This window comes from Streptomyces anatolicus (assembly GCF_019400875.1).
Taxonomy (GTDB): domain Bacteria; phylum Actinomycetota; class Actinomycetes; order Streptomycetales; family Streptomycetaceae; genus Streptomyces; species Streptomyces anatolicus.
Genome location: NZ_WMBF01000315.1, coordinates 1 through 7,344, shown reverse-complemented (window position 1 = coordinate 7,344; position 7,344 = coordinate 1). Strand labels below are relative to the sequence as shown.

At 71.6% G+C, this 7,344-nt stretch carries 5 protein-coding genes; 1 reads left to right on the top strand and 4 read right to left on the bottom strand.

What is annotated here, in order from left to right; genetic code table 11:
* Window positions 1–63: 63 nt before the first annotated feature.
* From GKQ77_RS23395 to GKQ77_RS23380, 4 genes are all read right to left on the bottom strand, one after another.
* Window positions 64–657: a hypothetical protein gene (locus GKQ77_RS23395; protein WP_219690893.1), complete on the bottom strand. Its 594-nt coding sequence runs from the start codon at window positions 655–657 to the stop codon at window positions 64–66.
* Between the two features lie 74 nt (window positions 658–731).
* Window positions 732–1,310: a GNAT family N-acetyltransferase gene (locus GKQ77_RS23390; RefSeq protein WP_219690892.1), complete on the bottom strand. Its 579-nt coding sequence runs from the start codon at window positions 1,308–1,310 to the stop codon at window positions 732–734.
* Entirely contained in the window at window positions 1,279–3,567 is a 2,289-nt protein-coding gene (locus GKQ77_RS23385) for an MMPL family transporter (protein WP_219690891.1), read from the bottom strand. Before GKQ77_RS23385 ends, GKQ77_RS23390 begins: the two co-directional genes overlap by 32 nt.
* A gap of 213 nt (window positions 3,568–3,780) precedes the next feature.
* Window positions 3,781–5,907, bottom strand: coding sequence for a phosphocholine-specific phospholipase C (locus GKQ77_RS23380; protein ID WP_219690890.1), 2,127 nt, complete (start codon window positions 5,905–5,907; stop codon window positions 3,781–3,783).
* A 230-nt stretch (window positions 5,908–6,137) separates the two neighbouring features.
* Between GKQ77_RS23380 and GKQ77_RS23375 the strand changes: the two genes are divergently transcribed.
* Window positions 6,138–7,319 carry an SMI1/KNR4 family protein gene (locus tag GKQ77_RS23375; protein WP_258021813.1) on the top strand — a complete coding sequence of 394 codons (1,182 nt, stop codon included), beginning with the start codon at window positions 6,138–6,140 and terminating at the stop codon, window positions 7,317–7,319.
* The last annotated feature ends 25 nt before the right edge of the window (window positions 7,320–7,344 follow it).

The window sequence follows — 7,344 nt, the reverse complement described above, 5'->3', positions numbered from 1 at the left end:
CCGGGGGCCTTAGCCCCTGACCCGCCCCTGCCTTACCTGTGTCCAATGTACGTACGCGATGCCTCAGGAGGGTGCCGACGGCAGGCTGAGCAGCAGGTCCGAGTACTTGGCGACGGCGAGGACAAGGCCGATCACGCCGAGCGCGACACCCGCCCACGCCACGGACTTGATCCAGGGCGCCTGCTCCTGGCCGGGGGCGCCGAAGGCGGGCCTGACCAGGACCACGAAACCGGCGATCAGGGCGGCGAGCGCGAAGATCCCGGCGATCAGCGCGGTGGCCTGCCAGGAGTCGCCGTACAGGGCCTGGATCGTCTTGTCGGCGCCCGCGGTCCGCGCGGTCTCCATCTGGCCGTAGAGGTTCTCGCGGGCCGAGGCGACCGTGCCGAGCCAGCCGCCGGAGAGGCCGATGACGCCGAGCGCGACGGAGACGACGGCGGCGGCGCCCTGCCCGACTCCGGCGGACGTGACGGGCGCTGCCGCCACTGAGGCGTCGTCCGCCTCGACGTCGTCGTCTTCCTCGTTGGTCAGGCCGGCTTCCGCCTCGGCATCGGTCCCGGTCACTTTCTCGGTCCCGGTCACTTCCTCGGTCCCGGCGGCATCCTTGCTCCCGGCGGCATCCTTGGTCCCGGCCGCCGCGTCTTCTGTCTCAGTACCCATGCGCCGCACCGTACGGACGGAGTCTGAGAGCCGTCTTAACGCGCCGTCTTGACGAGCCGTCTTGACGAGCCGTCTCAGCTCACGCTCTCAGCGGCCGAGGCCGCGTCCCTGGCCGCCCGCCACTCCGGGGCGAGGACGGACCAGACCTCCATGTCGTGGCGCACCCCCTGCCAGGGGAAGCTCTCCCGCAGCACGCCGTCCCTGGTGAAGCCGAGCCGCTGGGCGGTGACCTTGCTGCGGTCGTTGCGGGACGAGACCAGCCACTCCACGCGGTGCATGCCGCGCTCTTCGACCGCCCAGTCGATGAGGGTCCGCGAGGCCTTGTGCACCAGCCCGCGCCCGGTGGCCGACGGTTCGAGCCAGACGCCGATCTCGCAGCAGTCGGTGCTCGTGTCGAAGATCCGGAAGAGGACGCCGCCGACGAGCGTCCCGTCGAGCCAGATGCCGTAGAGGCGCCCGGTGTCGGCGGCCGCCTTCTCCGCGTACGTACGCAGGAAGCTCCTCGCCGTCTCCAGGTCCTTCACCGCCACGGTGAGCGGCACCCACGGCCCGGCGTACTCGCGCGCCCGGTCGACGTGCTCGATGAACTCCGCCGCCTGCCACGGTTCGATCGGCCGCAGCTCAGCGCCCTCGGCCAGCGATATCGCGAACATCCCGCTCCTTCAGCCCACTCGCGTCCGCGTCTGTGTCCCGACGCCCGGGGATCTTCGCACGCCCCTCGGGCACATTCGAGCGACTTTCGGGAGGCTCGATGCTGATGCGGGGCAGCACGCGGTCGAGGCGCTTCGGCAGCCACCAGTTGGCGCCGCCGAGCAGGTGCATGAGGGCGGGCACGAGCAGGGTCCGCAGGACGAAGGCGTCGAGCGCGACGGCCGCCGCGAGGGCGATGCCGAACATCGCGATGACGCGGTCGCCGCTGAGCACGAAGGCGAGGAAGACCGAGATCATGATCACGGCCGCGGAGTTGATCACGCGGCTGGTCTCGGCGAGGCCGACCCGCACGGCCCGCCGGTTGTCGCCGGTCTCCAGCCACTCCTCGTACATCCGGCTGACCAGGAACACCTGGTAGTCCATGGAGAGCCCAAAGAGGACGGACACCATGATCACGGGCAGGAAGGGCTCGATCGGCCCGGCCGCACCGAGCCCGAGCAGCTCGCTCCCCCAGCCCCACTGGAAGATCGCGACGACGATCCCGAACGCGGAGGCGACGGCGGCGACGTTCATCACGGCGGCCTTGAGCGGAATGCCGACGGAGCGGAAGGCGAGCAGGAGCAGGACGCAGCCAAGCCCGATGACGACGCCCACGAAGAGCGGCAGCTTCCCGATGATGATCTCCGCGAAGTCGTCGTAGCTCGCGGTGACGCCGCCGACCGCCACGTCCAGGGAGCTGTCCGCCTCGGCCGCGGGCAGCACGTCCTCGCGCAGCCGGTCGACGAGGTCGCTGGTCGCCTCGGACTGCGGGGAGGAGTCGGGGACGACGGTGAGGAAGGCGGTGCGGCCGTTCTCGTCGTACGTCACCGGGCTCACGGATGCGACGCCCTCGGTCGACCCCAGTGTCGTGCCGAGGTCGGTGAGGGCGTTGCGGTCGCCCGCGCCATAGACCTCGCTGACCAGCGTAAGGGGGCCGTTGACGCCGGGGCCGAAGCCGTCGGCGAGCAGGTCGTACGCCTGCCGGGTGGTGGCGGTCGCGGGGTTGTTGCCCTGGTCGGATGTGCCCAGGTGCAGGGCGAAGGCGGGCAGCGCGAGCACGGCCATGACGAGGACCGCGACGCCGCCGAGGAGCTTGGGGTGGCGCTCCACGAAGGCGGCCCAGCGGGCGGCGAACCCGGTCGGCAGCTCCGGTTCGGGTCCGTGGTCGGCGAGGCGGCGGCGTTCGCGGCGGCTCAGGGCGCGCGGCCCGATCCAGGAGAGCAGCGCGGGCAGCAGGGTCACGGACGCGGCGACGGTGAGGACGACGGTCAGCGAGGCGGCGATCGCCACGCCGTTGAGGAAGCCGAGGCGCAGGATGAGCATGCCGAGCAGGGCGATGCAGACGGTGGCGCCCGCGAAGACGACGGCGCGCCCGGTGGTGGCCACCGCCCGCTCGGCGGCCTCGGCGACGGGCAGGCCGCGTTTGAGGCCCTTGCGGTGCCGGGTCACGATGAACAGGGCGTAGTCGATGCCGACGCCAAGACCGATCAGGGTGCCCAGCATCGGCGCGAAGTCGGCGACCGTCATCACATGGCCGAGCAGCACTATGCCCGCGTACGCGATGCCGACGGAGACCAACGCGGTGGCGATGGGCAGGGCGGCCGCGGCGAGCGAGCCGAAGGCCACGAAGAGGACGACGGCGGCGACGGCGACCCCGACGATCTCGGCGACCTTGGCGCTCTTGGACTCCGTGAGGGCGATGGCGGTGCCGCCCAGTTCGACCTGGAGCCCCTGCGCGTCGGAAGCCTCGGAGGCGTCGGCGGTCTCGGCTGTCTTGGCGAGGTCGACGACGGCCCGGGCGTCGGCCTCGGCGATCTCGTCGGCCTGCTCCTGGAAGGTGACGGTGGCGTAGGCGGTGCGGCCGTCCTCGCTGATCTGGCCCGCGCCCTCGCGCTCGTAGGGGCTGATCACGGAGGCGACGGCGGGCAGCTCGGCGATCTTGTCCAGGGTGGCGGACATGGTCCGCTCGACGTCGGCGGCGCGGGTGGTGCCGCCGGGGCCGGTGTGCCAGACGACGGTGTCGCTGTCGCCGCCGAGGCCGTGGAAGCCCTTGTCCAGGAGCTGGGTGGCGCGGCCGGACTCGGTGCCGGGGACCTCGTAGTCGTTCGAGTACGAGGATCCGGCGAGGGTGGCGGCGGTCGTGGCGCCGCCCAGTACGAGGAACCAGAGCAGGACGGTGAGTAGACGGTGCCTGACGCACCACCGTGCGAGTGCTCCCACGTACTGGCTCCCTGGGTGATTCGTGGATCTTTATCGGGAACAGCAGTGAATCAACTGAACAGCCCGCAAAGAACGCATGAGCGGCGACATGCGCCATAAACACCTTGACAGCCCCTGGAGATCCTTGGTCCCTTTCGTGGCCTTACTCACAAGGGTCCGAGGTGTGCGCGGAGGCACCTGGGGCAACCTCCGCGCACCCGTACGCGCCGGGCGTCAGCCCGACACGCTCGCCCGTCCGTTCTCGATGTGGCCCATGAGGCGGCGGCGGAACGCGGTGTCCCGGCCGGCGGTGACCTCGATGTCGTACCAGCCGTGCTCGTCCTCGGTCCGCCAGGCGACGGTGCGGCTGCTGCCCGCCCTGACGCGGACGGTCCGGGTCCGGCGCCGGATGTCCTCCTCGTCCACGTATCCGAGCGGCTTGACGGTGAAGACCAGCTCGGCGCGGCCGCGGTTGGCCAGGGTGAGGTGCAGCTCGCGGCGGGTGATCGCGGAGGCGAGCCGCGCGCCGCCGTCCTTGCCGCCCTTGCCTCCCTCGGCGCCCTTCCCGCCCTCGAACTCGCGTCGGAAGCCGTTCGGCCCGGTGACCGTGAACGCGTACGTGTCACCCGGCACCGGCACGGTCCACGCGCCCTTGCGCACGACGTCCTGGTGCTGGGGGGCCGGGAACTCGCCCGCGTAGGGGTAGAGCGCGAAGTGCGCGCTGGAGCTGCCGCCGTTGCGCAGCCGCACCGTGAGCGTGCCGCCCTCGCCGGGCCGCACGTCCGCGTCGGGCTGGTAGGGCAACGGCCTGGCGCGCCGGACACCCGGCTCCTGGACCGGCATGGCCTGCTTCAGGGGCGGCTGCGGGGCCCAGCGCCCGCTGAACGGCGGAATGGCGCCCGGCTGTTCGATGTCCGGGCGGCGGTGGGCGCGCCGGAAGTCGAACGCGCCGGTGAGGTCGCCGGTGACCTTGCGCCGCCAGGCGCTGATGTTGGGCTCCTTGACGCCGGTCCACTTCTCCAGGAAGCGCACGACGGAGGTGTGGTCGAAGACCTCGGAGCAGACGTAGCCGCCGACGGTCCACGGCGAGACGACGAGCATCGGCACGCGCACGCCGAGCCCGGTCGGCCTGCCTTCCCAGCGCTCCTCCCGCTCCTCGGCGGAGTCGCCGCCGGGCACGGGCGGCGGGACGTGGTCGAAGAAGCCGTCGTTCTCGTCGTAGTTGATGAAGACGGCGGTACGGCGCCACACCTCGGGGTGGGAGGCGAGCGCGTCGAGGATCTTGTAGACGATCGTCGCGCTGTGGATGGGCGAGGAGACGCTGGGGTGCTCGGAGTCGAGCGCGGAAGGCACCAGATAGGTGACCTTCGCCAGCTTGCCCCCCGCGACGTCCTTGGCGAACTCCTCGGCGAGCTTGCCGGTCGGCACGCGCCGCAGACCGCGCTCGAACAGGGACCGCTCGCGCTTGTCCAGCGTGGCGACGCCCTCTTCCAGGGTGGCGAGCAGCTTGGCGCGCTCAGCCTCGTCCTTGGCGTCGCGCACCTTGGCGTAGAAGGCCTCCATGTAGGTGAGGCCGGTCTTGGCCAGGGCCTTGCGGGCGATGGCCTTGAAGGTGGTGAAGAACTCGATCTGGTTGTCGGTGAAGTTCTCCCACTCCGTGTACGTTCGCCAGCTCACGCCCGCCTTCTCCAGGCGCTCGGCGTACGTGCCCCAGCCGTAGCCGGGGTGGGTGCCCTCGGCGTACGCGTCGTTGCCGACGGCCCGCTTGCCGTTCGCCTCGTAGCCCGTCTTGCCGCTCCACAGGTGGTTGCGGTTGGGGCTGGTGGAGGTGTGGACGGAGGAGTGGTAGGCGTCGCAGACGGTGAAGGTGTCGGCGAGTTCGTAGTGCAGCGGGATGTCCTCGCGCGTGTAGTACGCCATCGTGGCCGCCGTCTTGGCGGTGATCCAGCCGTCCATCCAGCCGTCGCGCCAGGCCTTGGCGCCGCCGCTCCAGGAGTGGTCGAGGTCGCCGATGTACTGGAGGTCCTTCTTCTGCGCCTTGGCCGCCTCGCGGACGGGGAAGGGCAGGATGGTGCGCAGGACGCCGGGCTGCTCGAAGACCGACTTGCCGCTCGGCAGCCGGATGGCGTTGCGGTCGCCGAAGCCGCGCACGCCGCGCAGGGAGCCGAAGTAGTGGTCGAAGGAGCGGTTCTCCTGCATCAGGATGACGACGTGCTCGATCGAGTCGAGACCACCGCCTCGCGGCGGCTCGTGCGCCAGCGCCTCCCGCAGCGAGGGCGGCAGGAAGGAACCGGCGGCGGCCACGCCGAGCGCGCCGCCGCCGATCGCCATCAGGCGTCTGCGCGATATCTCCGGAGTCACGTACGACCTCCCAGTAGTCCTGCCAGTGGTCCTGGCCGAGAGCCAATGGTCCTCTGGTGATCCATTGACCTGTTCCGCGGGGACGCTAGTGACGTCCGGTTTCCTTGTGAAGGCCGAGGGTCAAAGTCGGGGTGAACGTCCAAAAGGTCCGGTCCGCGCGGGCGTTGACGGGCCGTCTCCGCACCCCCTTCACGAGGGCGTTGTCAGTGGTGGGTGCCATCCTCGGAGGCATGGAGATCACCGCGCGCATCGCCGCCTTCACGGACCTGGTGGGGCCGCCGCCGGGCGCCGCGCCCGCCGTCGACTGGGCCGCGGTGGAGGCCTGGCTCGAAGTCCCGCTCCCGGCTGACTACAAGGCGCTGGTGTCGGCGTACGGCCCGGTCGAGATAGGTCACGGCGCCGCCGCCGTCCGCCTGCACACCCCGTGCGTCAGCGCCGACGGGCGGTATGAGTACGGGGCCTGGGTGGTCGAGACCCACCGGCACTCCGCGATCCGGCCGGGCATGTTCACCCGGGAGCGGCGCCGCTTCCTGCCCGAGGAGGGCGGCCTCCTCGCCCTCGCCACGACAGCGGGCGGCGACCACCTGTTCTGGGACACCTCGGTCTCCAAGGACCCGGACGCGTGGCCGGTGGTGCTCCTGACCACGTCCATCGCCGTCGGCGCGGCCGAGCCGTGGGTGTCGTACGAAGTCCCGTTGCTGGACGTGCTGTCGGCGGCAGTCCGCGACAGCGCGCCTGCCGGAGACGGTGCGGCTGTCCGCACCTGGGGGCCGCTGGCCGGAGCCGCCCCCTGGACCCCGCCGCCCCGGGGTGCGTACGTGGACGCGCGTCAGCACGCCGCGCTCACCGAGGGCGAGGGCCTGGAGGCGGTCACCGCGCTCATCCCCCCGCCCCTGACGCCCCATCTGGGCACGGGGAGCTGGGAGCAGGTCTTCGCCCGGCTCGGCACCCGGCTGCCCACGGACTTCATGGCCCTCGCCGAGCGGTATGGCGCGGGGAACTGGAGCTGGTGGCTGGACATGCCCGCCCCCCTGGACCTGGAGGGCCGCTTCGGGCTCGCGGCCGACGCCGAGGAGATGCTGGAGGGCTACCGCACCCTGCGCGAGGCGCACCCCGAGTACTACCCCATGCCCGCCTGGCCGGAGCCCGGCGGCTTCCTGCCGTTCGCCTCGACCATCGACGGGGACATGATCGGCTGGTGCGCCGATGGCGAGCCCGACGAGTGGCGCGTCGCCGTCAATCCGCGCCACTGCGAGCAAGGCCCGCCGCTGCCGGGGAACTTCACCGGGACGCTGCTGAACTGGCTGCGCGGCGACGGCCCCGCCACCGCCGGCTTCCCCGGGCTGCGCGCGGACCAGGACCCGTTGGAGTACATGTTCTTCGAGCCGTTCGGACCGCGCGGGGCCGGATGACGCCGAGTGGGCCTCGGGATACGCG

Bases quoted from the DNA above. Each gene is read 5' to 3' on its own strand.
- GKQ77_RS23395 (WP_219690893.1), bottom strand. From the start codon at position 657: ATGGGTACTGAGACAGAAGACGCGGCGGCCGGGACCAAGGATGCCGCC.
- GKQ77_RS23390 (WP_219690892.1), bottom strand. From the start codon at position 1,310: ATGTTCGCGATATCGCTGGCCGAGGGCGCTGAGCTGCGGCCGATCGAA.
- GKQ77_RS23375 (WP_258021813.1), top strand. From the start codon at position 6,138: ATGGAGATCACCGCGCGCATCGCCGCCTTCACGGACCTGGTGGGGCCG.